This window comes from Actinosynnema sp. CA-299493, from assembly GCF_050946825.1.
Taxonomy (GTDB): Bacteria; Actinomycetota; Actinomycetes; order Mycobacteriales; family Pseudonocardiaceae; genus Actinosynnema.
In genome coordinates this window covers 4302767-4326488 of sequence record NZ_CP191993.1, presented here as the reverse complement: position 1 = coordinate 4326488, position 23722 = coordinate 4302767, and the positions used below count along the sequence as shown (strand labels likewise).

Below are 23722 nucleotides of genomic sequence, written 5' to 3'. Positions count from 1 at the left end.
GCACAGGAAGTTCATCCGGCAGGCGCACGGTGACACGGCCGTCATCGGTCATGCCTGATCACCGGCCTGCGAGCCGATTTCATCAGCCGCCGCCCGCTCGACAGCCGCCCGGATGTCGGCCGTCAGGTAGCCACGAACCCGGCGTGAGGTCTCCCCGTCCGGCACGTACTGCCGTAGCGGCTTGCACCCCAGCTCGCTCATCTCGCGAGCGAACGTGACCGCCTCGACCTCCAGTGCCTCGACCAACTCCGACGTGGGCACGAACTCGCGCTCGTCCAGCTCCTCGCCGAGGTAGTCCACGACTGCCGCCAACGGTTCCGGCAGGTCCACGACCCATCCATCAGCCGTCCCGCTCACGATCGCCTTGACCACCGACGTCGAGTCGATCGGACGTGCCGCACCATCACCCACAGCGTGACCGGCAAGTGTGCCCGCCGCTTCCCTCAGCGCTCGCCCCCGCGCACAGATCACCCGCCACTCGGCGTTGGGCATGTAGTACGTCCGCACGGTCATGGCGACCATGTCCGCCCCGGCGTCCGTCTCGCCGTCCGGCCGCAGGATGCCGACACCCTTGTGACTCGGCAGCAGGGTCGAAGCGTCGTATCCGCGCGTGTTCATCTGCTCGCCCAAGACGATGTTCGAGTCGCGCCAGTCCATCACTCGCAACGCGAACCGCGAGCCGAGCACCGCCCGCAGCCGCGACGGGATCGTGTTCGAGTCCGGCCGCTGGGTGGCCAGGATGACCACCACACCGGCCGCCGGTCCCTTGCGCACAAGGTAGGTCAACAGGTCAGCGATGTACGCGCCGAGCGTGGTCTTCTTGCCACCGACCTGCTCACGCGTCGGGTTCTCCAGGAACACCTGTACCTCATCGATCACCACTCCGGTGATCGGCATCCCGAGGTCCGCATCCCGCGAGATGGCTGGCGTTATCTTGGACTCCGGGCACACTTCATCGTCCAAAGTGGCCATTCGCGCATAGCGCGCTTGGACCTCTGCCACCAACTCCACGAGGTGATCCCGTACGGCGTACGCGTGCTCAAGCTCGTCCCCGCACACGTACCGGTAGGCGATCTGCTCAGCAGCCTCCCAGTCCTTCCCGCCCTTACCGTCGAACACGTACAGCCGCGCGTACGGGTCCAGCACAAGCCCAGCGGCCGCCAACCGCGTCGCGAACGTCTTGCCCTGCCTAGGTATCGCACCTACAAGCAACGACGTCCACACCAACGGGAGATCAATCCGCCGGTTCCGCGCATCCCGCCCGAACGGCACCGGCCGCCACGCGTCCCACCGCTCCACATCCAGCAACGGCGTCCTCAACGGCGGACCCGCGTACGGGTCTTCGTCAGCGACCCACAGAGCCACCCGCCCCGCGTGCCCACCGCGACCACGGACCCGCTCCACGATGAGCTGTACCTCATCCACCGCCAGCGCCGACGCGAGCGCGTCCCGGTGCTTGATGACGTCGGCAGCCTTCCGCGTGGCCGGAAGGTCGACCGTGACCGCCCAGCCCTCTCCCACGCGTGCCGCGCGCTCGACCAACCGCAAGGTCTCGTCCTTGCCGATCAGCTTCGCATCCCGGAACGCGTCGACCAGGAGCTGCGAGTCCATCGTCCAAGCCAGCGTGCGCGGCCCACCCAACACCGCCTTGCGCCCCGGCGAGCCGTCCTTCCGACGCCCCACGATCGCCAGCGCCACCGACGCCAACCCGGCCGCACTCCACAGGACAATCCCGCCATAGAGCACGTACAGCACGAGCAGCACCGCCGCGACAGCCCCGACCACAGCACCGGTGACCTTCCACCGGAACAGCGTCAACGCGCGGATCTCCACGAACTTGTCCGCCAACTTCTCGGACTGCTCGGCGGCCTCTCGGTAGTCCCGCACCCGAACCCAGCGCCGCCACGCGCGAGCCGCTACGACTACTCCCCTGCCGATTCCGCCGACGAACCGGCTCGGCAGATGCACAAGCCATCTGAGTGTGTCTTTCAACCAACACTGAAGCAATTGTGACGACTTCAACTTAGGCGGTACGACACCGGCTCGCCGCCAGCCGCTCCCCCACCGCCGAACCAACGTCTTGGGCTCACTGACCAACTCGCCATCGAGCACCGGCTCAGCGGGCACCAGGTCGCCGTTCATGAATGGCCCCCGTCCTCGGCGAGCGCCGCCGCGAGCCGTGACGACAGCCCACGCGAGCACCCGGTGACCTCTCGCACCCACGCCGGCGTCACCTTCACGTCCGGCGTCCGCGCCGCCCGTGCCACCGCGAGGTAGTCCGCGAACGACGTCCGCGGAGCCGGAGGCACCGGTGCCGGCGGAGCGCTCGGCGCGGCGTTCACGGCCGCGCCGAGCTTGTCCCGCAACTCCGTGACCGCCTCCGCCGCCACGAACACGACCAACGGCGGCACCGAGTGCAGCACCACGAGCGCCGCCGAGCCGGCCACGAACGCACTCCAGGTGTTCATGACGTACGTGGCCGCGAGCGTGAACCACTTCGCCGCACGCACCCACCCGCCCATCCGGACGCCATACCGGGCGGTGACCTGCTCGGCCCGGAGGATCGCCAACAGCACCAGCGACACCATCGGATCGAGCAGCCACGCCGCGGACCAGGCGAGCGACCACACCTGCGCACCAGCCGCCGCGAACTGCTGGACGTTCGTCATCGTGAACGCCAACCCGAGCAAGATCCCCGTCCAGCACAGCCGGTCCACCTGCCGAGCCACCCGCTCGACCGGCTCGCTCATCGCCGCTCACCCCCACGACGAGACGGCTCGTACGTCGTCACGGTCAGCGCCCGCGTCAACGCGTAGGACGCGAACAGCGCCGGCACGACGAGCACCGCCAGGAGCAACCACCCGTCACCGCGATGGGTGATCACCACCCACTGCACGAGCACGATGAACACCGCGTTCATGGCCACCCGACCCGCGAGCGACACCAGCCGCGCACTCGTCCGTGCCGCATTCGCTGCGGCCTTCGCTCGCCGAACACCAGCCCGCCAGACGAGCAGCAACACCAGGACCACGCCGAGCCCAGCGAGCAGTTGCGTCGAAGTGACGCTGAGAGCGTTCATGAACGCGACCCCCTCTCGACCCGTTCACCGCGTCGCAGCCAGTGCGGGTGCAGCTCGCGCCGATCGTCGGCAGCCAGCCCGCCCCATACACCGACCGTGTCCGCACCGGCCGTGCGCAACGCCAGTTCCAAGCACTCGTCCCGCACCGGGCAGCCGGCGCACATGCGCGCGGCCAACTCCCGATCGGTCATCTCCTCGTCAACCCACGGCGGCAGGTCCGGGAACGCCTCCATGCAGAGCCCGTCGCGTTCCACGACCAGGGCCAGCACCGCGCTCGGCACCCATCGGAGCCGGTCCAGCTCCCAAGCGATCGAGATCAGGTTCACGGCGTGCCTCCCGAACAGGGCTCGCCGAGCAGCCGCACCAGCACGTTCGCCGGAATGACGAACCGGCCGCGCCGCCGCACCAGCGGCAGACGTCCGAGCCGAACAGCGCGGTGCACCGTGGCCGTCTCGACGCCGAGCAGCCAAGCGGCCTGCCGAACGGTGTAGCCGGAAGAAGGCAGAGAAGTACGCATCAGAAATGCCCTTCGACTAATCGAGCTGACGATTTCAGCTCTAGATTGCTGATTTCAGCGCAACGGAAGGCGCGTTTGATCGCACCCGGCGCGAAATGCGCCGTGTCACGTCACGGAACAGCGGAGAACGGCTAATCTCAGCGCTGAGGCGGAGCGCGGAGGAATACGTGTCGGAGGATTGGGCGGCAGTCGCCAAGGCCATCAACCAGCGCGTGAATGAGCTGGGTTGGCGTCAACGGGAGCTTGCGGAACGCTCGCACGTCTCGCAGGCGATCGTCCGCGAGATCCAGCACCACACAGTCGAGCGCCGCCGCAGCCCGCGAACCTTGGAGTCCCTGTCGACAACCCTCGGTTGGCACCCCCAGCACCTCGACTCCGTGCTGCACGGTCGAAGGCCACCCGAAGCCGACGAGCCGATCACCAACCCCACCGACAGCCTCTGGTCCCGTTTGGACGGTTTCGAGCAACGGCTCAACGACATCACCGACCGCCTCGACGACCTCAAGTCGGACCTCTCGACCGTGATCGAACACGTCCGCGACCGCCGCTAGCGCGATGCATTTCCGCTGGTAGAGCGAGCTGTTTTCCATGGCTCAATTCCACTGCGGAAGCGCCTTCGACCCCATGCATCACCGATGCACGTCCACTGCACAACCAGTGCACATCGCTCCGGGGGGATAGCGAGAAGATGAGCCTGCACGAGGGCTGGACCGGCCGAACCGCCAGCGCACTCCAGGCAGCCATGCGCCTCACGAACGAAGCGTTCGCGGAGCACCTGGGAATCGCCGTCCGCACGGTCGCCGGCTGGCATCAGAAACCGGACCTCAAGCCGAAGTCCGAGATGCAACAGCTCCTCGACACCGCCCACGACCAAGCCGACGCCGCCGTCAAAGCCAGATTCGCCGCCCTGATCGCACCGAAGCTCGACCTCCCAGACGGCTCGGCAGCCGACGCCGAACTACGGCTCAGCTCCGACCCGAACATCGTCGCGGCGCTCGACTGGCTCGACCAGCACGCGGGCTGGGAGCCGGGAACGGCACGACGCGACGTCGCGACCCGTCTCCTTCGCCTCGACGTCCGCGCACTACAGGACCGAGGTGTCCGCCGAGGCCGGGTGAACCAAAGCGACACCGCACGCGCGCTCGCCGACTACTACGGCACGACCACCACCGGCCACGGCCGCTACGCCGCCCGCTTCGGCTCCACCACCCGCGCGTCCACGACCGTGTTCACGCACCCGGACTGGCTCGACCTCGACTGCCCGCTCATCCCGGCCCACGACCGCCTCAAGCTCTCCGCAGTAACCCCGGACGATCATCAGACGATGACCGAGGAGAGCGCCGGACGCGCGGCCCAACGGCTGGCCGAAGCCCTGGCGCTCGGCAACCGCATGGTCAACATGCCGCTGTATCGACTGCTCGACGTGGGTGTCCAAAGGAACAAGCTCGGCGGCAGCGTCGGCGTGACGAACTTCGTGGGGTACGTGGTGACGATGGACCTGCTCGAAGGCGAGCTGGTCGACGCGCTCACCACCGGCCAACCGATCAGCCCCGGTGCCCTGCCTCTCCGCGACGCCTACCTACCCGACCTGTTCTCGGTGCTCGACGTCTCCGGCCGCATGTGCGCTGGTGGCGCTCTCGCCCTGACCGCGATCGCACGACCAGCCGACACGTTCCGCGGCGAAGCGGACTACTTCCTGCTGGTCCAGGAACGCTCAGGCCACGTCATCAACGCCGCTCGCCGCCTGGCCGTGATCCCCAAGGGCTTCCACCAGCCGCTGACCGACTACCGGGCCGACGCCCAGATCGGCGCGACGCTCCGCCGCGAGATGGAAGAGGAGCTGTTCGGCCGCGACGACATCGACAACACGGTCGGCGACCAGCGCCACGCGGACCCGATGCACCCGACCCGCCTGTCCGAGCCGATGCGCTGGCTGCTCGCCGAGCCTGGCCGTCTCCGGATGGAGTGCACCGGGTTCGGCCTGAACCTCGTCAGCGGCAACTTCGAGTTCGCCAGCCTGATCGTCATCGAAGACGAACAGTTCTGGACGGAGTTCGGCGGACAAGTCCGTGCGAACTGGGAAGCAGCGAACCTCCGTCAGTTCTCCAGCCTCGACACCGAGGGTCTAGAAGAACTGGCCAACGATGTAGCGTGGAGCAACGAAGGACTGTTCGCGCTCCTCCAGGGCCTCCGCCGTCTACAGCAAATCGGCGGAAACCGCGTGAACCTGCCAACGATCGAATGGGAGACAGAGTGACCGCCAACTGGCAAGCCGGAAACGCCAACGAAGACGGCGCGGTGACCCGCGGCTGGCTGGTAGGCCACTTCATCGACCCGTCCGAGGGCGTCCGGTCCCAGAAGGACGTTGAGGTCAAGTGGTTCGACCACCCGGCTGGCGACAAGCGTGTCGAGTGGACCTCCGACGACCAGCGAACGACCCTAGTTCTGTTGGTACAGGGCAACTTCCGGGTCGACACGACCGAGGGCAACACCACCATGACTCGACCCGGCGACTACGTGATGTGGGGCGCTGGCGTCGACCACTCGTGGGAAGCGCTCGAAGACTCGACCGTCCTCACGGTCCGGTGGCCGTCACAGACCTGACACCTCGATCGCCGGCAGCTTCACCCGCCAGCCTCCAATCTCCGCAAGCCGCCGAAGTCCTTGGAGCAACGCGAACAGCCCTTCGTTGCTCCAGGACTCGTGCGTCACCAAATCAGCGATCAATTCCTCATCAAGGCTCGAATACAACCGCAACCCGGACGCCTCCCAGTTGGCTTCCACCGCTCCGCCGAAGCGCGTCCAGAACTCCTCATCCTCGATAACCACCAGACTGGCAAACTCGTAATTCCCGCTTACCAGGTTGAACCCGAACCCGGTGCATTCCGTCCGCATCCTGCTCGGATCATCGCGCAGCCACCTCATCGGCGCAGACCACCGACCAGGGTGCATCGGCGAAGCCGCCCGACTCTCCCCCATCATGGTGTCCACCTCGTCTCGGCCGAACAGCTCCTCCTCCAGCTCACGGAGCAGCGTGGCACTGACACGAGCGTCCGCCCGCACATCGGTCAACGGCTGGTGGAAGCCCTTCGGAACAACAGCCAACCGCCCGGACGTGTTGAGCACATGCCCGGACCGCTCCTGCACTAGAAGCGCATAGTCCGGCGCCCCACGATATGGATCACGCGGACGGGCGATCGCACACAGCGCCAGCACACCGCCTGCGCACACGCGTCCCGGTAGGTCGAGCACGGCATCGAGACTCGGCAAGAACTCGTCCCGAAGCAGCAGCGCACCCGTTCCCGCACCAGAGACCACCGCCTCGACCAGCTCGCCTTCGAGCAGGTCCGCCGTCAACGCGTACTCGGCGAAGTCCACCAGCCCCACTGTGCCCTCGATGGCCGAGCCGACGTCTACGCGCAGCAGTCGGTAGAGCGGCAGGTTCATGACCCGCACGTCCAGAGCGGCCCACTCCGCGAGCCGTGACACAGCAGCTTCCGCCGCCGCTTCACTCAGGGCAGCGCGCGGGCCATCACGGCGGCCGGCGAGCACCAGGCGGTCGTTCTCCGCCGTCAACGAAGCGGGCTGATCAAGCCACTCGGGACGAGCAAGGATGCTGGTCCTGACGTCTTCACCACCACAACGCACGCGGTACATGTCGTGCTCAGCGACTCCACGTCGGTAGTACGCGCGGAGCGCACGAACGATCTGCTCTCGACTCACCCTCGCGCACCGATACCGCCGATCGACCAGCGTGCCCGCCTCGAAGGTGGCGAGCTTCGCGTGAACCTTCGCCCGGCTCTCCCCTGGCGCCCACCCGGCCCGCTCGTCCAACCAATCCGCCATGTCAGCCAAGTCGGCGTTCGCACGCACGTCCAACTTGCCGATGTCGTTCCCCGCGGACCCAGCAACCGAAGGTTCCGCCAACAACTCGTGGATGCTGGTCCGGAAGATCTTCTCCAACAGCCGAGCAGTCACCGGCCGGACCGGACCGAGCGGTTGCCCCGACGACCTCCGCCCCGCCGCCAGCCTGTGGAGGTGACGCAAGCTAATCGTGCCGGGTTCTCCAGCCTCCCGCGCGAAAACCTCGACGTACTCGGCGAACTCCTCCAGCGTCTGCTGTCGGTCCCAGATCTTCTGCTCAAGCACCGTCCGCGCCGTCCGCATGACCACCTCTCACCGGCTGATTCTGCGCTGACAAGCCGTTGATTTCAGTTTGTCACGACGTAGCCGCTACCCGTCCCGAGCCCCGTCCCATCACGCCAGCCCGTCCCGACCAACGGGACACCTCCCGCACCGCTGATGACCAGCGCAAACACGCCAAAGTGACGACTGGGACGGGACCCTCCAACCCGTCCCAAACGCACGAAACGGCCGTGCGCGACGCCATCCGAATGGATGGTTCGCACACGGCCGTCCCGTCCCACAGGTGCCGGGGGAGGCGTCCGGCACCCCATGCCCAACCGTCAGGGCGCGGTCAACGACGGTTGGAAGTCTCCAGCGCCAACAGGCCCGCCAACTCCGGCCCGCTCATCAGCCCGTCGCACTCGGCCAGCGACACCAGCCACTCCGCCTTGTGCCCTTCCACCACGGCGGGCGGCAGCGGCAACATCGAGCCCCGAGGGAAGACCAACCTCTCGTCCAACCCCTCCGCCGACGACACCACGAACACCGCCGACTCGATCATCAGACCGAGCGTCGGAACCGGAAGCATCACCACCGGCGTAGGCGACGCCCGGAACGCCTCCGACTCGACCACCCGCCGCGCCGGCTCAGGCTCGACCACCACCGCAGCCATCAGCTTGCCCAGCACAGCCAACGCCGACCGCGTGACCCCGCCGTCCGACACCGGCCACAACCGCCGGACCTCCTCCGGATCCAGCGTCGCCATCGCAGGCGACGACAAGGCGAGCGCATCGCACTCGGCGTTCGTCACCGGATCGACATAGGAGTCACCGACCCACAGCGCCCCCGGCACAACCGGCCACCCACGCCCGACGCATTCCAGCGCAGTCTCCAGCCCGTTACTCGTCACCCTTGCCCCCGACCCAGAAGATCCGAGGGTTCGCACTCCCACCGGCCCGGTAGAAGAGCAGCGCGTTCTCCGCCGACTGCAGACCCATACGCATCCCACCGTGCACGCTGATCACCTCGACCCCCGTCTTGGTGGTCATCCCCCACGCCACGATGTTCAGATCCTCCGGAGGCCCGAACGTCTCCTGCACCACCGCGAACACCCGCGGAGCCTGATCGTCCACGAACTCCTGAACCTCACCGACGACCTTCAGGTCATCAAACAGCGAGACGGGCTTCTCCCCACCCTCTCCCTGGTCACCCTCACTCACCAGCGTCACCGTCATGACTGCCTTCCCTCTGCTCCTCACGGATCAGGCACACCTCATCCCGCGCCCAAACCGCCGCCTGTGCGTTCTCCTGGCACTGCCGCACGTACCGCCTACCGACGGCAACGAGGTAGAGCAAAGGGATCACGAGCCACACCAGGAACAGCGCAACGCCGCCGAGATCACTCGCCAATTCACTCCACACCACACCCATCACCACCTCAGACGATCCGCTGACAACAGCGTGGCCAACGGCCCAAAAGAGGCGAATGACCGGGGACTGACATACCCAGTCCAGTCAGGTCATTGAGCAATGCCAGGATCAACGACTCTGATGCTCATAATGCAGTAGCCCTTCGTCAACCCGCTTGTTGAAACGGCGCACGGCACGGAATCGGAAGTAATCGATGTAACTACTACCTTGCATGTTGCGCCTGTGTAGGAGGCACTGGACGGCTCGTATTCGCAAAGGAAAAGTACGTCACCTATTGAATATTCTCGATCATTGCATCGAAGTTCGTGTGTACGGCGACCGTCAATGATGGACCGGAAGAATTGGGGCCAACTCTTCAACTCATGCCACTTATTCATAGTTGATCACTCTTGGAAAGGAGGCGAAGTCAATATTCAAATACGGAATGTCATGCTCGAGCGGTTCTTCAACGGTCCCTATTTCGAGGGACTTTAGAGGCTCGACTGGCATAAAACGGCCAGACATTTTGGGCCACATCGTCATTGTCTGCCAGAACTCACTGTTAACAAGTGTTCCTGCAGCGACGGACGATGTTCGCTCAAGTGTGCGCATAAATCCTCTGATCATCTCTACCATTGGGGCGATCTGTTCGTTTCGGAAGAAGTTTTCCACGTACGAGTCGGCATACAACACCCCAATGACGGCTTTCTTTTTCCTGATAGCGGAAACCATGGGTATTGCCGCGATGGAAGCTACCTCCTGAGCCATTGTGCGAGAATAATCGTTCAGATTGCGACCTTGCATATCTTTCCGCAAATCGCGTTTATCTGCATTCGCTCTTGTTCTCACCACCTTACCGGTTAGGTAGGCCACCCCTATAGTCCCAGCGTTTACAGGGAATGTTCGAGCGGAGGACATTGCAGGTTTAGTACTCAGATTTATTCCTTGATACTCGCAACATTGCTGCAAAACTGCTTCATCCCCGATTAGAAGCGTCCTGTGCATTGTGACCCGAAGCCGTTTGTCCCCAGGGTGGCCTTTCGCAAGAAAACCTGCGATAGATGAGCAGAACGCTGTTGAGATTGCTTCCGTAGGCCCCGGAAGGTATTCTTTCCGCCAATGTGCCCTGACACTATCGTGGCGTTCTTTTGATTCACACGTTCCCGCAAAGTCGAAGAACCCCCCACTCCAATGGGGGGTATCGTCTTGGCGCAGTGCCCGTGGATCTAGAACCGCCTGATTAACTACTTTTTTGAGCTTGTCATCGAGTAGTACAGAATTAACTGTTTTGCCAGGTTTGGTGCCATATCTCATGATTACATTGGCAGGATCAACACGAAGCTCCCACCGCAGGACTTCAATGTCAGGCTCTCGAGACCAAGTGAAGCCACTGATTTTGTCTAGCAAGAAAATCAGCACACCGTTCTGAAAAGATATTTTTCGTCGGAGTACATCCGAAAGGTCTTGATATCTGTTGTGCCACTCGACACATGTATCATGGCGAAGTCTTTCTTTCAGTAGATCGCCGATCGCAATCAACTGGCCGCCATCACGATGCCATGCGGCATCAAGAGACTCATATCTATCTTTTTGCAGCTTTTCTTGCGTCCGGAAGAAGGTTAGCAGGCTTTTTCGACCCTCAAATAGCTCCGACAGGATTCTATCCTGCCGGAACGACGTGATACGCAAACGGAAAAGATCGAGCAATGCGCCGTCCCCGGCACCGGACACTATGTATTTGATCCGCTTTTGCATCAAATTCGGCTGACCAAGCTGCTCGTTCCGCCAATAGGAAGTTTTCAACGCTTTTCCAAGCGCTGCAGTATGACTTTGGCGACTCTCGGGAACCTCAAGGCCGAACCCTAGAGCCAGTATCACCATGTCATACTTTTCATGCACCAGTTTACGTCTCTCACTATTGAGCGGAACCCATGGCTCGTCCGGCCTTCGCGGATCACCTGTGCACTCGACATAGAAACCAGAACTGTCGTCGGCTTCCTTCACCTGGAAATCTGTTGTATTGCAATAAAAACTGAGACGCTGATGATCAGCGACGTTCTCATGATCTTGGACATGGCTTTGAACGGTTGCGGTCCACTCCTTCATAACCTGGACGACCACATCAGACGCGCGACCTGCGGTCCAATTCAATACAGGAAGTGCGGCACTGGATGCCTCACTGCCCGGCAATGGCCACTCATAGATATGCGGATGCACCCATCTTGTGTCGCACCCGTGTTGCAATGGTATGGGCGTATCACAACGTTCGAAGACTGCGATGTCCGCATTCACATCTTTACGAAGCAATGCTGCTCCGGCTGTAAGTCCAGCAAAGCCCCCTCCCGCAATGGCGATGCGTGATCTAGGAGTGGATCCGCATGTTGCAACGTGCTTCGAATGCACCAAAGCCCATATCAGATTCAATGCTCTTACTTGTTGACTTCGAATCGTGACACCTTTATCGAGACTTCCGATCATGAATAGAGGCCTCGAACCAATTCTGTACTGACTCAGTATTGCTTCAATCTGATCGAGCTGATCTTCATGTTTGGCATGGAGTGCGTTCATACATGCATGATAGACCTGTGACGCGAAGCCCGCTGGTGTTACCGCGTGTGCATCTTGGCGCGACGCATCAAGATACAAACTGATCCGCATCGCCATGATCGAGCCGTCGAACATCAAATAGACGGCGCGTCACTGGGCTAGGAGACCTCGGGAGGCGCGCGATGGACGAGACGCGGAGGCCAGATGCGACGGACCAGCGGTTGATCTCAGTCATGCGAAATCGCAAGAGCGAGGCGTGTGGATAGTGCGCAAGTCGCTCCTCGGACACTCAAAGGTGGGAAATCTCCCACTACACATCATGGCAGTACCGACCCTCGACCGCAGCACGCGGTCGAGGGTTCAAGCCGTTCCCAGGGCCGATCAACCCCGTGCGGGGTGGTCGCGATGAGTGACCGGATCATCCCGCCGCTCGTGCCCGGCCGCGTCCCCCGCGCCGCTCCCGGCGACAGCCCGCCGACGACGAATCGGAGGACCTCCCCCGGCGGCGCGGGCACACCGCCGGCCGAGCCCGTGAAGCCACGGGAATTGGATCTGCGGCGCACTCCCCCGCCCGGTCCCGGTGAACTGCCGCCGATCCGTCTGCGGCACCTGCGCCGCTATTCCACGACGGTGCTGGACCACAAGGGCCGGTTGACGTGCAGCATGTTGTTCGACGTTCTCGGCTGGGAAGCGGGAACGCGGATCGACATCGCCGTGCACGCCGGGACGATCGTGGTGCGCGGCGGTCGTGGCGGCGAGTACGAGTTGAACAGTCGACGGTTCCTGCACATCCCCTCCAGTGTCCGCCGCTGGTGTTCCCTCGGTGAACGCGAGCTGGTGCTGGTGCGGGCGGTGCCGGAGTTGTCGGCGCTGCTGATCTTCGGCCAGGAGAAGTTGGACCAGGCCCTGCCCGATCCGCGTCGGGTCGTCGACGCGGCCCGCGCCGTGGGGGTTCAAGTCGGTGGTTCCGACGGCCACCCGTCCGGCCAGGCGGTTCAGGCCGGGACATCGGTGTCGCGGCCCGCTGTCGGATCCGCCGAGTCGGGAGGTGCGCGTCGTGGCTGAGACTGTTCCCGATCCGGTCGACGTGGCGATGGCCACGCAGTTGCTGGCGCGGATGAATCTGCGCGTCGAGGACCTGGTGGATCTCGACGCGTTGTTGGCCGAGCGCGTCGAGGCACGTGGGCCGGTGCCGACGGTGCGGCGGGTGCCGACGTTCGCGGAGTTCGTGCCGGTGGTCGAAGGTGCGGTTCCGGCGCCGTCGCGGCGGGTGTACGGCACCTATTGGCGCAAGATCGTCGCGGTGTGGGGTGAGCGGCGGCTGGACGAGGTCACCGTCTCCGACGTCCAAGGGTTGTTCGAGTTCGTCAAGGCCGGGGTGGTGAAGCGGCGGTCGGGCAACGGCGGGCAGGGTGCGGCTGAGCACACCTACAACGCGTTGTTGTGCCTGTACCGGTACGCGATGGACGAGGAGTTGCTGTCGGTCCGGCAGAACGTGATGCTGCGGGTGGCGAAACCGAAGCGGGTGCGGTCGCGTCGCCACAGCCTGGATCCGGATCTGGTGGCGAGGATCCAGGAGGTCGCCTCGACCACGGGCAACGATCCGGGGTTGGACGCGTTGCTGCTGCGGTTTCACATCGAGACCGCGGCCCGGCGCGGCGGCGCGCTCGGGCTGCGGTTGCGGGATCTGGACCGGGAGCAGTGCCTGGTGCTGCTGCGGGAGAAGGGCATGACGTCGCGGTGGCAGCCGGTGTCGCCGACGCTGATGGACACCCTGGTCCACCATGCCCACCAGCGCGGCGCACGGGACGAGGACAGCCCGGTGCTGCGCTACCACGACGGCACCTCGCTGACCCGCAAGCGCTACGAGACCCTGTGGGGGCGCATCGGTAAGCACCTGGACACCGTGCACACCCAGATGATCAGCACCCACTGGCTGCGGCATACCACGCTGACCTGGGTCGAGCGCAACTTCGGGTTCGCGGTGGCGCGGGCCTACGCCGGGCACGCCGAGCCCACTTCGAACAAGCACGGCGCGACCTACACCTACGTCAAGGCCAGCCTGGCTGAGGTGGCCACGGCGTTGCAGGCCATGACCGGCATCCGGCACCCGCTGGCGATCACCGGATACGGGGAGGTGGAGGAGCACCCGTTGCGGGCGGTTCTCGTCGCGCCGCAGGCGCTGTAGTCCGGGGGGGTGATTGCCCGGCCGTTGGTTGGCGGCCGGGCAACCCTCTGCGAACACTCATTTTCGACCCGTACGCGCTGCCGCTGCCCGGCCCGCGCAGCCCGGTCGTGCTGCCGCACGTGGTCCATGACCGGCACGTCCATCTCAACGATCGCTTCGACGACCCCGTCTGGTCGCTGGTCCCGCTGATCGGCAACCCCAACGCCCGCACGTCCAGCATCAGCTGGCTGCGCTGCCCAGTCGAGTTCCGCGACGAGCTTCGGCTGGCGGCCCGGAACCTGATCAACAGCGAGCTGCGCTCTAACCTACCTGCGCGACTGCGCCACCCTGCTGCGCTCCTGCGTGAGCGCGGACACGATCGCGCAGACCGTCACCTACTGGATCAGGTTAGCCGAGCGGGGCGTGTACCGCCTGGCCGACTGCGACACCGGCGTGCTGCACGGCTACGGCCTGTACTGCCGGACCGCCGGGTTCGCGCGCGACCGTGCCCTACACCGGTTGATCGCGTTGGCCCAGCTGTGGGCTTTCGACCGACTCAGCGCCCGACCCTGCCGGATCGGACGACCACCCTGGGAAGACCGGGGCATCGACGACTACCTCACCGCCGCTACCACCATCGGCGGTGAGAACACCACCGAACCGCCCTTCGAGCACACGATGAGCCCGCTGCCGGTCTGGGCGCTACGCATGGTCGAAGACCTGGGCGGCGCGGCGGTACGCCGACGCCTCACCCGCACTGCCCGCGCCGCGGCCTCCAGGCCGGCCGGAGCCGCCGCTCTGCGCGCCCACCTCGACCAGCTGATCGTGGGCCGCGGCGGGCTGCCCGCGTTCACCCATCGCGCCGTACCATGCTGGCCCGCGACTACATCGCCAGCCGCACCGTAGCCTCCCTGGCCAGGTCGACGGCCTCGCCGGGCCCGCGGATCTGCGCGCGGTGGTGGTGCGGCTGGGGGCCGTGTCCACTCGCTGTGCCGGTCACCGGCCGCACCGCGCAGCCTTAGCAGGGCTCAGTGCAGGCGGATTGTCAACGCGCCGTCTCGCCGGTCTGGCTGGAATCGGCGGGTAGGAGGCCCGTGGTGTGCAGCGTCGCCTGGAGATCCGGGTAGCTGTAGTAGTCGTCCGGTCCCGCTGATTCCCTGCTCCTGGTGACGAAGTCGGCGAACGCAGGTCCACGCGCGGCGCCGAGGTGAGCCGTGGCGTGGAACAACTGCACAGCCAGCTCAGGCATGTCCGAAGCCTTGTGGCACTGGTCGTTGTCGTACCACTCGGTCAATGCTTCCGTCAGCGTCTGGACCGAGAGGAATGCCGCGTGCCGAACCAGCAGACGCCCGATCTCCTCACCACCGCGGAAGCTGCGAGTGTTCCGGAGAAACTCGATGACGTACGGCACGAAGAACTCGCTTGGCCGCGCCCCGAGCACGACGGTGCGCCGCTGGAGGTTGCCCAAGGCTTCGAAACGGGCAGTCAGGAACGGCAGTTGCTGCCTGGCGCGGGTGTCGCCTACCAGCGCCAAGCGCGCGACAAGTTCGGGTGGCAGCGGGTCCGCCGATGTTTTCGTGGCAGGAACGTCGAGCAGGGTTGCGAACCGGTCGATCAAGGGCTGGTCGACCGACGCCCAGAAGTAGTCGTCCTCGGCCATTCGCACCAGGACACGCAACTGGGTCGCGCCGTCGAGCACCCGCAGTCGTTCCCTCGTCTCCCCCACGGCATCACGCACCGTGGTCCGTGCCACCTCGGCGAAAGCGCGCAGGGCTTCGGCCATCCGATCGGCATGCATGTCCGCTGGCATCCGACCGTCCGGGTCGACCTCCAGCATCGATGCCTTCGCCGCGACCCTGATGATGCTCCTGCGGGTGGCCTGCCGGACCCGGTCATGGAACGCCGCCCGGATGTGGGGAGGCGACGGGGCGAACAGCGGATCGCAGATGAAGTTCTGGAACTCCTCCAGCAGCTTGCCACCTTGCGTGGGGGGATGGATCAGCAGTGTCGCTAACGCGACCGCCAGATGCCCGCGGGCGACCTCCGGCCGCGGGTTGTAGACCTCGCCCGCCGCGCGCAGCGACGGATGCGCGCACAGGTGGCGGTCCTCCCGGATGCGGTCCAGCTCACGCTTGCCGATGGTGTCGATCAACTCGAACTCTAGAGCCTTATCGACCAGCGAGGCTTCGACCTTCTGCATGGCCCGCACTCCGTCGGTTGCCAGCCCCTTGTCCTGTGCGGCGTTGACCAGCCTGCGGAAGTCCTGGGCCCGGTTGTCTCCCTCGTCGGCCAGACGAACCAGCTTCACGATGATGTCCGCGCTCACCGCCGACCAGGTTGCGGCGATGCTCGCGCGGATCGCACCGGCGTTGTAACAGCGCCACGCCTCGTCCGCCAACGGACGCACGTCCGGACTCCAGATCTGCGCGACCAGCGTTTCCAGATCGACCGCCACGTCCGCCCTCTCCTTGGTTGCGGGCAACCGAGGGCTGAACCTTACGGTCACCTGCCGTTAAGCGCAGAAGGGCCAAGCCGCTGCGCCGACGTGTACCGGGCCGGTCGATCCGGCGGTCCGGGTGTCTCGATAGGGTGAAGTGCCCGCTCGGGATCATCACGCCCATGCGATCGCTGGGAAGCCTTGCCGACTTTGTGGACCTGGACGGACGTACTTCACTGCGGGAGTTGGTGGTCGACCAGCTCGCCGCGGACTACGACCTGAGTGCCGTGACCGCCGCCTACCGGGCTGCGGTCAACGCGCGCCTGGCCGTCACCGTGAACTCCGACGCCGAGATGCTGATCGACGAGGACGACGAGGTCACGGTCGACGGCAGCGTCCACGGAGGTTTGCGCGAGCTGCTGGACGACGCGCTATTCGCCGTCGACCTGCAGGTACTGGCCGAACTCCACCGCCGACCGCAGCCAGCCGGGACCGAACGCAAGGCTTGACCGGTTGTCCGGACCCGGCCAGGTACCCACGGGCGCACCGTCATGATCGCCGCCGACCTCGCCCGACACGCCAGCTGCCACCTGGGCGCGGTTCGCTGCAGCGGCGGAGAAAGAGGTCACAGGTTCGGAGTCCTCATCGCACCCTGAGCAATGCGTGGCGTCCGCGCATGAGCGCAGGCACTCGACCAGCCTGCCGCTTCGCACCGGATAATCCGATGTCGTTCTGCACGCGGACCGGCACACCGCCTCCTCGATCCACTTCCCCCGTGAGCGGGATACCACGAAGCGGTCGCGTCACGAGAGCATGGTTGGTCGGCACTCGGTCGGCGTGGAGGTGATCCGCCCGTATGGCTTTCGCCGCGCTGCATCCCGAGGCCGGGCGCATCGACGCCACCCAAGCCGATCTCGGGCGCGGATTGAGTTGGGACGCGGTACACAAGGCGCGACCCCGGGTGGCGCTGCGGTGCCCGGAGTGCGCGCACGGTGTTCACGCCAAGGTTTCCCGCCGCGGGTTGCGCTACTTCGCCCACGACCCCGGTCGCCCGGACGACTGTGCGTGGCTCAGCGAGTCGCTGGAGCACCACCTGCTCAAGCTGGAGCTGGCCACCGCTGTCCGCGCGGTGGGCTGGCACGCCGAGCTCGAGGTTCGCGCCGTCGACGGCAGCTGGCGGGCCGACGTGCTGGCTACCTCCCACGACGGCGATCGCCGTGTGGCCTTGGAGGCCCAGCTCTCGCCTATCACCGACGACGACATCCTCGCGCGCACCGACCGCTACCGGCACGAAGGCATCGACGTGTGCTGGTTCACCCCCAACCAGCGCCCTGCCTGGCTGGGCGTGGTGCCTGCAGTCCAAGTCCGCGAACCCCACGACCGGTCCGCGTGGACCGTCGTCGACGGTATCGCCGGATTCCGGTACGTCGACGGCGCTTGGCGCACCGTCACTGCGGATCTGGTCAGGTTCATCGGCTGGATGCTGCACGGGCAGGCGATCGTCCACGAACCCCTGCCTCGCTACCGGCTCATCCGGCTGGACGACAGGCGCTATGCCCACCGCCGCAGCTTCTGGACGACGCGGCGCAGCGCCGGCGAGGAAGCCCGGCACGAGGTCATGCGCCAGGAACAGGACGAGCGGAAGCGTGAACGCCAGGAGCGGGAACACCGGGAGCGGCAACTCGCCGAGGCCGAAGCCGAGGCACGACGCCTCGAGGAACAGCGCCAGCTCGAGATCCGCGAAGCCGAGGCACGCGAACGCATCAAGCAGTACCGGATCGAGGAGGAACGGCAGTGGCAGCTCCGGGCCGAGCAGGAACGGCTTCGTCGTGAGACCGAGGAGCGCCTGCGGCAGGAGCAGACACTGGTCGCCGAGCAACAGCGGCTTGAGCAGGAAGAGCAGGAACGTCTGCAGGCACGCCGATGGTGGGACGCGGTGTCCTCCACACAGGTCGACGAGCTGCGTGCCGCGGTCTGCGACCCGGTGTGGAAGCAGGAAGGCATCCGTCTGGTGTTCGATCCCCAGGGACCCGCCCTCACCTACGGCCATGGGATCGCGATCTCCCGCAACCGCCAGCTCTACGGGGTACTGCGTCCCAGCCCGGCGTCGCTGCACCGCGTCCCCCGTGGTGTTCCCGTCTTCGTGCGCAACGCACACGAAGCCCGTGAACTCATCGACACGGGAAAGATCCGTGCCGACAGGGTCGTCCACTTCGACCTGCCGGAATTCGAGCAGCTGTCATTGATCTAGCAAGCACCGGCACTCCGTCCGTCTAGGTGGTGATAGTTCGTTGCAGGCGAGGAAGCCGAAGCAGCCAGGCGACATGGCTTCCACAGTGCCGAGCGGCGCGGTCGATGCAGATCGCTCAATTCTCGGAAGATGAGCACCCCAGGCGTCTGCCGTGAACAGGAAAGCCGCGTACTCGATCCGGTGGGGACGCACTGCGGATCGCATCGAGGTAGCCGCCATGATCCGTGCTCGCGTGGCGTGGATGCGCGACCGGGGACACCGCCGGTGGGCCGGGTGGGAGCGCAACGCCGACGAACTCGCCGCCCAGCTCGGCGACCCGCGATGCCCACCTGGGTGCTGCTCGACATCGACATCGACAACGGCATCGTCGGCATCACCACCGCCGCCCACGACACGTCACTGATGGGGTGGAGCGAGCACGAACGAACCTGGAGCGCGATGTGCCTCCAGTCGACGGTCACCGACCCGCGCTACTCCGGCCTTGGGCTCGGCATCCTCATCGCGTTCTGGGCCTTGGACCACGCCGCCCGGCAGGGCTACAAGTGGGTTCGACAGGGAGTCCTGACTGTCGGTGAGGACAACCGCGGCCTTCTGCGGTACTACCGGCGGCAGGGCTGGCGGGTAGTCCGGGCCGGCGCACACCCGCGCCGTCGGGAGGTCACCGTGTGGTCGTTGCAGCGTCCCGCGCAACGGCAACCGGGACTCGACGGCGTTGTGAGCCGATGACCACCGGGTCTCCGTGCTCGTGCCTCGAACGGGCCAGACAGGCATGATCTGGGACGCCACATTGCGGGAGGATGCGACGAGGTCGTCGTGGGTCGCCTGACGGGCCTCAGCGTTCCCGGCCGTAGTGCCTCAAGCGCGGTCGTCGGTACTGGTCCGGTCCGGGGCCGACCAGACCGTCCGCCGGCGGGGTGCGGTGCGCAATGGACCGCCGGGGGGCCGTCACTGCTGGATGAGGCACTGGTGGACGATCAAGTGTTCCGATCGCGTCCTTTGAGGTGACAGCGGGGACATGGGATCAGCAGGCCGGTGCCGTCGTCGACGTAGCGTTCCTGCGGTGCGGGGCCGTCGCAGCGCCCGCACCATTGCGGCCAGTCGGCGCGGTCGGACCTCCGGTCCGACTCCCGGACACGACCCCGGCGGGAAGGCACGGTGGCTGCGGGGTGCTCGGCCGGTGCGGTGGGCCGGTCCTGCGATGGTGTGGTTGGTGACGGGATCTGTGGCGGGTTCATGAGGATGGCGTAGCGGTTGCGGCGCCGCCCGCCGCCGATCTCTATCGCGATGCGTCCTTGGTCGTGCAGGCGTTTGAGGCGGCGCTGGACTGTGCGCTCGTCCAGTCGGGTCTTGCGGGACAGATCGGCTATCGACGGCCAGGCGTTGCGGCCTTGATCGTCGGCCGAGTCGGCGATCGCCAGCAGCAGGAGCAGGTCGGTGCCTGCGGCCTCGGCGTGTTCCCACACCCAGGTCATCACACGGATACTCATGTGGACTCACCGACCACATGGGCCACCGACGGAACCACCGCAGTTCGCCATTTACTCTTCCGCTGCCGATCCATGCCGGGTTTTCGTGCGCGCAGCCGGTCGGTCGAAACTTCCCGCGGTGGTTCGATGTTGCTTTGCGGCCACCATCCGACTTCACACCCCCCGGTTTGTTTCGCAGGGCATCGTCACATCGATCGGCCGGAGTGTCAAAGTTTTCAAAGAATGAAACCGTGCAGGTAAATCGGAATCGGTCCGGTATTTCAGTGCGTGAAACTCTGCATGCCGAACCGCTCCCGCTGCGCAAGCGGCTTCTGACGGACACTGGAGTTGTCCACACCCCCGGCAGAATGCCACCCCCGGCAGATTGCCACCGGTGGCGTAGCCGCGCCGGGGCTGGGATGGCAAGGCTATGCCGGGGCTGGGGTGGCGCAGCTGCGCCACCCGTTACGTCCTATGACGTCCTATCCCTTGACTCACCGAGGGCTCCGAGCGCCCAGACGACCGACACGGGTAGCCTGGGAGGCGATCGTCCGCCGACCGGTCATCAACTCCCGAGCCAGTAGCCGACCGGCCACAGTGCAGGTGAACAGGGCGGAAAGCCGGAAGCCTGCCATACAGCCTCGCCGTGTGCGCCGTCGAGCAGATGCGGATATCGCGATCCGCACATGAGGTTCCGGGGCATGTCGCCAAGTAACCCAAGATAGCGTGGGCACGGCATCGACTTCGAGCCAGGGGGCGCCCCCATGACGCTTTTCTGCCACGAGGGCCGACCTCCTTCATTCTGATGACACAAACCGATACCACAACACCCCCGAGGAGCGATGTGGAGGAACAGCCATCGGGCAGCCAGTCCAATCAATGAACGTTTTTCATCCTGGTAGGGATGCGGTGGCAGGCAAGGGATGTGGGCCACAAACCGGCGATCGTCGGCGTGTCGGTGCCGCAACGGGATGAAGCCCTCGGTAGGAGGACTGTCGACCAAGATCAGTCCTGTTGTTACCGAAGGCTTCACATGCTGTTCTACCGTGCCGCGCTGCCGTTGTCACATCGGACCCTGACCTTCGTCTCCGGCGTGGTCCGCGCCCACCGCCGACAGTCCGGATCGGTATGGCGCAGGCTCGACCCGGGTCAGCAGGCCCTGCTGGTGCTGGTGTACCTGCGCAAGGGCGAGACCTTCGCCGAGATCGGCGCCGGGTTCGGCGTCTCCACCACGACGGCCTGGCGCTACGTCAACGAGACCGTCGAACTCCTGGCGGCGCGGGCCCCGAAACTGCGCGAGGCGCTGCGCACGGCGAAGCGTCGGGGCATGGCCTACGTGATCGTCGACGGCACGCTCATCCCGATCGACCGCGTCGCCGCCGACCGGCCCTTCTATTCGGGCAAACACCGCATGCACGGGGTGAACCTGCAGGTCATCGCCTCACCGGACGGCACGATCCTGTGGGTGTCGGGCCAACTGCCCGGCAGCACGCACGACACCGCCGCCGCCCGGATATGGCAGATTCTCGCCGCGCTGCGCGAGGCAGGGTTGATCGCCCTGGGCGACAAGGGCTACCACGGCTACGACGAGACCGGCCACCATGTGATCACCCCGTACAAGGGCCGCAACAAGCCACAGTCGCAGAAGGACGCCAACCGCGCCCACGCCCGCCTGCGCGGCCCGGGCGAACGCGCCAACGCCCAACTCAAGACCTGGCGCGTCCTGCGCAAACTACGCAGCTGCCCCTACCGCGCCGGCCGCCTGGCCAAAGCCATCCACGTCCTACAGAACTACGAGACCACCGCAGGATGAAAAAGGCTCAATCCAAACTCCGGCCAGAATCTTTCCCGACTGCGTCTCACGGTGTCCATTCCGACGACCACGTGCGAGATGACGAGCATGCCAACGCCTCTTACCAGCGCAGATGTCCCGAAGGGTGGACGCTAGACGAAGGACGCGACGCCGCGGGTTCACTCGAATAGTGCAATTTGAGCGATGGGCAAAAGCGTCGGTCCGGCCGAACCGGCCGCGTCCCGAATACGAACGATGAACTATTGCCGCTGATTTCACTGCCTTACACAAGCGGGCCCACCCGGCCTGAGCGTCTCGGCCCGCGAGCCGGTGCAGTCCCGTCGCCGGATAACGGATATACCGGTGAGGATGCCGATGACGCAGCAAGGCAAGCACGACCGGCTTCGCACGATGCTCCTGACGCTCTCGGACCGGGTGCGTCACCCCGGTCTCCCGCTGAGCCTGTTCCTCGATCCCGACAAAGTCCACGCGATGGACGAGGACGCTGACACCTCCGTGTGGTCCGACAACGCCCCGGAATTGCACCGGTCTCCGCTGGACCCGGATGGGTCCAGCGGAAGACTTGTTACAGCATTGCAGAGCGGCTGAAGCGCCCTGGCACTTCGGTGTTCCAACTCCTACAGGTGCGGTCGAACACCAGTAGTGCAACGCCTATGTGCAGGCCCACAGCGGCACCAAAGTAGATGAGTGCGAGGAAACCGTAAAGGGAGTGATAATAAAGGTACTCGGCCGTGACCCACGTACTCCACCACCCTACGGCGCCGGTGATCACGGTGCTGATCACGAACAACAAAGCGATCCTCGCAATCGGCGCTCTGCCCTGCATCGTCATTCGTACCATCTGCGCGATACCATACATCGGGGTGATCACCACTAGGTAGAACATGCCAGGCAGTCCGGGATAGGCCAGCCAGAACGACAACACCAGCGCGAGGAACAACAGCGACCAGGCCAGAACCGACACGGGCTTCGGTGATGGCAGGTAGAGCGCCACCATGCTAATCACGAACACTGGCACCCCCACGTCGATCATCACCGGAAACGGCAACTCGCCTGCGAAGAGGCCGATCAAGCCCCAGACTGCGGCGTATAGCGCACCGGCGAGGGCCGCGGCTTGGGCTCGGACGCGCGCCCTCCACAGAAAACTCGGGCGGCCGGGTTGATACGGGTTCGCAGCCCGGTATGCCAGTGCGGCGAGTAGGAAGCCGAGGGCCGTGAATAACTTGAACAGTTTTCCTGGGCGCACATCGAGCAGAGCTGACCATTCCTCGGCTAAGACCTCGGTCCGCTGGGGTCTGCGGATCGCGGCAGCCTTGCGGACGACCTTGCGGGCCAGCCACGGCGACACCGCAGTGCATTCATTTACCAGAACACCCAAGACGACAGCCACCACTGCGTCCAGCAATCTGCTCACAGGGCACCTCCGGGCAGTGCCCGCCGCCCGATCGACGGGGCACGGTCGGTGGCTGGCCGGCGAGCGGCCAGTAGTGCGGTCGCCTCAATCCGTCCAGTCGGCGTCAGCCGATAGTGCCGGCGACGGGGTCGAACCTCGCCGTCGGGCAGCTCCTCCCAGGTGCCGACGATCCATCCCCACTCCTCCAAGCGCTCCAGAACGCCATACACCGTCGGTCCGGAGCGCTTGATCGCCTTCATGATCGTCCAACCGTGCGGGTCCTGGTCCAGCTGGAAGCCCTCGACGAGGACCTCCAGCACGTCCAGAAGCGGCCCGGTGATCCGCCTGGAGCTTGTCATCCTCTTATCTTACCTAGGTCGGATTAGCCTCAAGAGCAACGCCACAGCACGACAGGCACGGACTCCTCCGAAGCAGGAGAGGCGGTTGACGGAGGACGTCTCCGGCGGGCCGCAGAGGTCGAACTCCGCAACTTCTAATAGCCGGGATTACCAACAAA

25 protein-coding genes are annotated in these 23722 nt (G+C 65.3%); 11 read left to right on the top strand and 14 right to left on the bottom strand.

Going from position 1 to position 23722, the window contains the following annotated elements; translation table 11 throughout:
• Positions 1 to 48: 48 nt before the first annotated feature.
• The 5 genes from ACQPYE_RS18045 to ACQPYE_RS18025 are packed head-to-tail and all read right to left on the bottom strand — an operon-like array spanning position 49 to position 3596.
• Entirely contained in the window at positions 49 to 2142 is a 2094-nt protein-coding gene (locus ACQPYE_RS18045) for a cell division protein FtsK (RefSeq protein WP_498722523.1), read from the bottom strand.
• Positions 2139 to 2750: a hypothetical protein gene (locus tag ACQPYE_RS18040; RefSeq protein WP_498722521.1), complete on the bottom strand. Its 612-nt coding sequence runs from the start codon at positions 2748 to 2750 to the stop codon at positions 2139 to 2141. The genes ACQPYE_RS18045 and ACQPYE_RS18040 overlap by 4 nt, the downstream gene beginning before the upstream one ends.
• Positions 2747 to 3079: a hypothetical protein gene (locus tag ACQPYE_RS18035; protein ID WP_498722519.1), complete on the bottom strand. Its 333-nt coding sequence runs from the start codon at positions 3077 to 3079 to the stop codon at positions 2747 to 2749. The genes ACQPYE_RS18040 and ACQPYE_RS18035 overlap by 4 nt, the downstream gene beginning before the upstream one ends.
• Positions 3076 to 3405, bottom strand: coding sequence for a WhiB family transcriptional regulator (locus ACQPYE_RS18030; protein WP_498722517.1), 330 nt, complete (start codon positions 3403 to 3405; stop codon positions 3076 to 3078). Before ACQPYE_RS18030 ends, ACQPYE_RS18035 begins: the two co-directional genes overlap by 4 nt.
• Positions 3402 to 3596, bottom strand: coding sequence for a helix-turn-helix domain-containing protein (locus ACQPYE_RS18025; protein WP_498722516.1), 195 nt, complete (start codon positions 3594 to 3596; stop codon positions 3402 to 3404). The genes ACQPYE_RS18030 and ACQPYE_RS18025 overlap by 4 nt, the downstream gene beginning before the upstream one ends.
• 167 nt (positions 3597 to 3763) lie before the next feature.
• On the opposite strand from ACQPYE_RS18025, the gene ACQPYE_RS18020 reads away from it, so the two are divergent.
• From ACQPYE_RS18020 to ACQPYE_RS18010, 3 genes are all read left to right on the top strand, one after another.
• The gene (locus ACQPYE_RS18020) at positions 3764 to 4147 is read left to right on the top strand and encodes a helix-turn-helix domain-containing protein (protein WP_106614129.1); all 384 of its coding nucleotides are present in this window, start codon (positions 3764 to 3766) and stop codon (positions 4145 to 4147) included.
• Positions 4148 to 4284: 137 nt separating this feature from the next.
• Positions 4285 to 5853 carry a transcriptional regulator gene (locus ACQPYE_RS18015; protein WP_498722514.1) on the top strand — a complete coding sequence of 523 codons (1569 nt, stop codon included), beginning with the start codon at positions 4285 to 4287 and terminating at the stop codon, positions 5851 to 5853.
• The gene (locus tag ACQPYE_RS18010; protein WP_498722513.1) at positions 5850 to 6200 is read left to right on the top strand and encodes a signal peptidase I; all 351 of its coding nucleotides are present in this window, start codon (positions 5850 to 5852) and stop codon (positions 6198 to 6200) included. The genes ACQPYE_RS18015 and ACQPYE_RS18010 overlap by 4 nt, the downstream gene beginning before the upstream one ends.
• On the opposite strand, the gene ACQPYE_RS18005 is transcribed toward ACQPYE_RS18010, so the two are convergent.
• The 5 genes from ACQPYE_RS18005 to ACQPYE_RS17985 all read right to left on the bottom strand — a co-directional run bounded on the left by ACQPYE_RS18005 (position 6189) and on the right by ACQPYE_RS17985 (position 11813).
• Positions 6189 to 7745 (bottom strand): transcriptional regulator, encoded by a 1557-nt coding sequence (locus ACQPYE_RS18005; protein WP_498722511.1) that lies wholly within the window; start codon positions 7743 to 7745, stop codon positions 6189 to 6191. The two genes, ACQPYE_RS18010 and ACQPYE_RS18005, sit on opposite strands and share 12 nt — an antisense overlap.
• 328 nt (positions 7746 to 8073) lie before the next feature.
• Positions 8074 to 8487, bottom strand: a complete 414-nt coding sequence (locus ACQPYE_RS18000) for a hypothetical protein (protein ID WP_498722510.1) — start codon at positions 8485 to 8487, stop codon at positions 8074 to 8076.
• Positions 8488 to 8620: 133 nt separating this feature from the next.
• Positions 8621 to 8956 carry a hypothetical protein gene (locus ACQPYE_RS17995; protein ID WP_498722508.1) on the bottom strand — a complete coding sequence of 112 codons (336 nt, stop codon included), beginning with the start codon at positions 8954 to 8956 and terminating at the stop codon, positions 8621 to 8623.
• Between the two features lie 285 nt (positions 8957 to 9241).
• Positions 9242 to 9529, bottom strand: coding sequence for a DUF3850 domain-containing protein (locus ACQPYE_RS17990; RefSeq protein ID WP_498722506.1), 288 nt, complete (start codon positions 9527 to 9529; stop codon positions 9242 to 9244).
• Positions 9522 to 11813 carry a hypothetical protein gene (locus ACQPYE_RS17985; RefSeq protein ID WP_498722504.1) on the bottom strand — a complete coding sequence of 764 codons (2292 nt, stop codon included), beginning with the start codon at positions 11811 to 11813 and terminating at the stop codon, positions 9522 to 9524. Before ACQPYE_RS17985 ends, ACQPYE_RS17990 begins: the two co-directional genes overlap by 8 nt.
• A 270-nt stretch (positions 11814 to 12083) precedes the next feature.
• Between ACQPYE_RS17985 and ACQPYE_RS17980 the strand changes: the two genes are divergently transcribed.
• The 3 genes from ACQPYE_RS17980 to ACQPYE_RS17970 all read left to right on the top strand — a co-directional run bounded on the left by ACQPYE_RS17980 (position 12084) and on the right by ACQPYE_RS17970 (position 14751).
• Complete coding sequence (locus ACQPYE_RS17980) at positions 12084 to 12743, top strand: hypothetical protein (protein ID WP_498722502.1); 660 nt, start codon at positions 12084 to 12086, stop codon at positions 12741 to 12743.
• Entirely contained in the window at positions 12736 to 13866 is a 1131-nt protein-coding gene (locus tag ACQPYE_RS17975) for a tyrosine-type recombinase/integrase (RefSeq protein ID WP_498722500.1), read from the top strand. Before ACQPYE_RS17980 ends, ACQPYE_RS17975 begins: the two co-directional genes overlap by 8 nt.
• 342 nt (positions 13867 to 14208) lie before the next feature.
• Complete coding sequence (locus ACQPYE_RS17970; RefSeq protein ID WP_498722498.1) at positions 14209 to 14751, top strand: hypothetical protein; 543 nt, start codon at positions 14209 to 14211, stop codon at positions 14749 to 14751.
• A gap of 139 nt (positions 14752 to 14890) precedes the next feature.
• Here the strand turns inward: ACQPYE_RS17970 and ACQPYE_RS17965 are convergent, their stop codons facing one another.
• On the bottom strand, positions 14891 to 16300 hold the full coding sequence (locus tag ACQPYE_RS17965) for a hypothetical protein (RefSeq protein ID WP_498722496.1): 1410 nt from the start codon (positions 16298 to 16300) through the stop codon (positions 14891 to 14893).
• 134 nt (positions 16301 to 16434) lie between these two features.
• Here ACQPYE_RS17965 and ACQPYE_RS17960 point away from each other — a divergent pair, with 134 nt between their 5' ends.
• The 3 genes from ACQPYE_RS17960 to ACQPYE_RS17950 all read left to right on the top strand — a co-directional run bounded on the left by ACQPYE_RS17960 (position 16435) and on the right by ACQPYE_RS17950 (position 19259).
• Positions 16435 to 16791, top strand: a complete 357-nt coding sequence (locus ACQPYE_RS17960; RefSeq protein ID WP_498722495.1) for a hypothetical protein — start codon at positions 16435 to 16437, stop codon at positions 16789 to 16791.
• A 347-nt stretch (positions 16792 to 17138) separates the two neighbouring features.
• Positions 17139 to 18533, top strand: a complete 1395-nt coding sequence (locus ACQPYE_RS17955) for a competence protein CoiA family protein (protein WP_498722493.1) — start codon at positions 17139 to 17141, stop codon at positions 18531 to 18533.
• A 333-nt stretch (positions 18534 to 18866) separates the two neighbouring features.
• Positions 18867 to 19259 carry a GNAT family N-acetyltransferase gene (locus ACQPYE_RS17950; protein WP_498722491.1) on the top strand — a complete coding sequence of 131 codons (393 nt, stop codon included), beginning with the start codon at positions 18867 to 18869 and terminating at the stop codon, positions 19257 to 19259.
• Positions 19260 to 19507: 248 nt separating this feature from the next.
• Here ACQPYE_RS17950 and ACQPYE_RS17945 read toward each other — a convergent pair whose 3' ends face one another.
• A complete protein-coding gene (locus tag ACQPYE_RS17945; RefSeq protein WP_498722490.1) occupies positions 19508 to 20005 on the bottom strand; it encodes a helix-turn-helix domain-containing protein in 498 nt (165 codons plus the stop codon).
• Positions 20006 to 21032: 1027 nt separating this feature from the next.
• Between ACQPYE_RS17945 and ACQPYE_RS17940 the strand changes: the two genes are divergently transcribed.
• Both ACQPYE_RS17940 and ACQPYE_RS17935 read left to right on the top strand, forming a co-directional pair.
• Positions 21033 to 21812 (top strand): transposase family protein, encoded by a 780-nt coding sequence (locus ACQPYE_RS17940; RefSeq protein WP_498722940.1) that lies wholly within the window; start codon positions 21033 to 21035, stop codon positions 21810 to 21812.
• Positions 21813 to 22166: 354 nt separating this feature from the next.
• Positions 22167 to 22400 (top strand): hypothetical protein, encoded by a 234-nt coding sequence (locus ACQPYE_RS17935; protein WP_498722488.1) that lies wholly within the window; start codon positions 22167 to 22169, stop codon positions 22398 to 22400.
• On the opposite strand, the gene ACQPYE_RS17930 is transcribed toward ACQPYE_RS17935, so the two are convergent.
• Together ACQPYE_RS17930 and ACQPYE_RS17925 are read right to left on the bottom strand one after the other, a co-directional pair.
• Complete coding sequence (locus ACQPYE_RS17930) at positions 22378 to 23226, bottom strand: hypothetical protein (RefSeq protein ID WP_498722486.1); 849 nt, start codon at positions 23224 to 23226, stop codon at positions 22378 to 22380. The genes ACQPYE_RS17935 and ACQPYE_RS17930 overlap by 23 nt on opposite strands.
• A complete protein-coding gene (locus tag ACQPYE_RS17925) occupies positions 23223 to 23564 on the bottom strand; it encodes a PadR family transcriptional regulator (protein ID WP_498722484.1) in 342 nt (113 codons plus the stop codon). Before ACQPYE_RS17925 ends, ACQPYE_RS17930 begins: the two co-directional genes overlap by 4 nt.
• Positions 23565 to 23722: the final 158 nt, after the last annotated feature.

Bases quoted from the DNA above. Each gene is read 5' to 3' on its own strand.
- ACQPYE_RS18015 (WP_498722514.1), top strand. From the start codon at position 4,285: ATGAGCCTGCACGAGGGCTGGACCGGCCGAACCGCCAGCGCACTCCAG.
- ACQPYE_RS18045 (WP_498722523.1), bottom strand. From the start codon at position 2,142: ATGAACGGCGACCTGGTGCCCGCTGAGCCGGTGCTCGATGGCGAGTTG.
- ACQPYE_RS17995 (WP_498722508.1), bottom strand. From the start codon at position 8,956: ATGACGGTGACGCTGGTGAGTGAGGGTGACCAGGGAGAGGGTGGGGAG.
- ACQPYE_RS17980 (WP_498722502.1), top strand. From the start codon at position 12,084: ATGAGTGACCGGATCATCCCGCCGCTCGTGCCCGGCCGCGTCCCCCGC.
- ACQPYE_RS18000 (WP_498722510.1), bottom strand. From the start codon at position 8,487: ATGGCGACGCTGGATCCGGAGGAGGTCCGGCGGTTGTGGCCGGTGTCG.
- ACQPYE_RS17935 (WP_498722488.1), top strand. From the start codon at position 22,167: ATGACGCAGCAAGGCAAGCACGACCGGCTTCGCACGATGCTCCTGACG.
- ACQPYE_RS18040 (WP_498722521.1), bottom strand. From the start codon at position 2,750: ATGAGCGAGCCGGTCGAGCGGGTGGCTCGGCAGGTGGACCGGCTGTGC.
- ACQPYE_RS17985 (WP_498722504.1), bottom strand. From the start codon at position 11,813: ATGTTCGACGGCTCGATCATGGCGATGCGGATCAGTTTGTATCTTGAT.
- ACQPYE_RS18035 (WP_498722519.1), bottom strand. From the start codon at position 3,079: ATGAACGCTCTCAGCGTCACTTCGACGCAACTGCTCGCTGGGCTCGGC.
- ACQPYE_RS17925 (WP_498722484.1), bottom strand. From the start codon at position 23,564: ATGACAAGCTCCAGGCGGATCACCGGGCCGCTTCTGGACGTGCTGGAG.
- ACQPYE_RS17990 (WP_498722506.1), bottom strand. From the start codon at position 9,529: ATGAATAAGTGGCATGAGTTGAAGAGTTGGCCCCAATTCTTCCGGTCC.
- ACQPYE_RS17945 (WP_498722490.1), bottom strand. From the start codon at position 20,005: ATGACCTGGGTGTGGGAACACGCCGAGGCCGCAGGCACCGACCTGCTC.
- ACQPYE_RS17940 (WP_498722940.1), top strand. From the start codon at position 21,033: ATGCTGTTCTACCGTGCCGCGCTGCCGTTGTCACATCGGACCCTGACC.
- ACQPYE_RS18025 (WP_498722516.1), bottom strand. From the start codon at position 3,596: ATGCGTACTTCTCTGCCTTCTTCCGGCTACACCGTTCGGCAGGCCGCT.
- ACQPYE_RS17955 (WP_498722493.1), top strand. From the start codon at position 17,139: ATGGCTTTCGCCGCGCTGCATCCCGAGGCCGGGCGCATCGACGCCACC.